Genomic DNA, 1656 nt, shown 5'->3' on the forward strand with positions numbered 1-1656 from the left:
CGGTGTTCTGGGCCAGTCACTAGTTAGGCAAGCCTTTTACTTTTGCGCATCGCATTTACAGCTCTTGTTTGGCCTGAATGTTAAGCTGGCCTTGTGCAAAAGTTTTCTCATTATTATTTAGTGTTTTTTCAAGCGCTAGATTCAGTTTTCGCAAGGACGCGGCCCCATTGTTTCTATTCCGATCAAAAAAACTATCTTGAGATAAGCTTAAGAGAAAAACGCTGTTTTTTATATAATTCTTGTTTTGACGACTGCTTAGGTCGTGTACTCATATATGGTATCGAGTGCTAGGTGGTCTTTTTGGAAGTAGTCATCAAAACACTTTAGTACGAGCGGGCTGCGGAGTTTATCTTCTAGTGCTCGTATCTCATCCATGCTCAACCAATGAGCAGCAATAATATCTTTATCGAGCTTATCGCTCTCTTTTTCAAGTGCTTCGGCGGCAAAGCAAAAGCGGTAATAACATACGCCATTTTGTGGGGCGGTATAGGTATATAAGCCAATAAATCCCGTGAGCTTGACGCGCCAGCCGGTCTCTTCCAACGTTTCTCGAATAGCGGCTTCTTGTATGCTTTCACCTTGCTCTATATGACCGGCAGGTTGGTTGAATACGGTTTTCCCATGAGAGCGTTCTTCAACGAGTAACAGCTTGCCATCTCGCTCGACAAGCGTGGCGACGGTTGCATGGGGTGTCCAGGTCATGATTGTGTTAAATCCTTTATATAGTCGGTGTGCCAGTAAAGCGGATATCTTATCAGTGAGCTGAACATTTCAAAATACTGAGAAAGACTTATTTAGTTGTCTCAAGTTCCTTCTCTTGTATATGGAAAGTAGACTGTGTTTTAGCTTGCAAGATCATCTCGGCGGCCTTTTCTGCCATCGCGATAATGGGGGCGTTCGTATTACCGCTAACCAGAGTCGGCATTGCTGAGCCGTCGATTACTCGCAACTTTTTAATACCATGAACTTTCAGCTCACTGTCTACGACAGCCATAGGGTCATTGCCCATTTTGCAGGTGCCGCTAGGGTGATATACCAAGCCTAGCCGTTCTTTACACTTCTTCAAAAGTGCCTCATCTGATTGGATGTTATTACCTGGGTGCAACTCTTCGCCACGATGCCCATCAAAGGCTGGGCTTGCTAATATTTTCCGAGCAACCCGAATGCCGTTGACTAATACTTTTGCATCCTCAGGGTCGGAGAAAAAGTTGAAGTCGATTTTGATTGGCTCTCTTGGGTCTGCTGATTTTAAGCTGAGTTTGCCTCGGCTTTTAGGGCGAAGGACGCAAACGTGAAGAGAGTAGCCATGGCTAGACAGGAGTTTTAAATCGCGCCCGCAGTCGTCAAAGAGTAAGGGAACAAAGTGCATCTGAATGTCTGGTACCTTTACCTCGGGGCTAGACTTCAAAAAGGCGCCCGCCTGGGTAATTGAGTTCGCCAGATTGCCTTGCTTGTCGCGCAGATATTTAAGAGTGTCGGGTAGCATTTTTAGCAGTCCGCCGGGGCTTGTCGAGAAACCATCCTTCTTTTTGCTTTTCACCAAAACACAGGCATCAACATGTTCCTGCAGGTTCTTTCCGACGCCGGGCAAATCCTGTATCACTTCGATACCATGTTGTTGAAGCTCCTCTTTATCGCCGATACCTGAAAGCATAA

Annotated in this window: 2 protein-coding genes; both read right to left on the reverse strand. The window is 45.7% G+C overall.

Annotation, left to right across the window (positions count from 1 at the left end; all coding sequences use genetic code 11):
- Nucleotides 1-255: 255 nt before the first annotated feature.
- On the reverse strand, nucleotides 256-702 hold the full coding sequence (locus tag A3729_RS03530; RefSeq protein ID WP_068513378.1) for an NUDIX hydrolase: 447 nt from the start codon (nucleotides 700-702) through the stop codon (nucleotides 256-258).
- 88 nt (nucleotides 703-790) lie between these two features.
- A partial coding sequence (locus tag A3729_RS03535) for a GMC family oxidoreductase (protein ID WP_068633173.1) occupies nucleotides 791-1656 on the reverse strand: 866 nt, incomplete at its 5' end.

The sequence above is a fragment of the Oleiphilus sp. HI0043 genome (assembly GCF_001634935.1).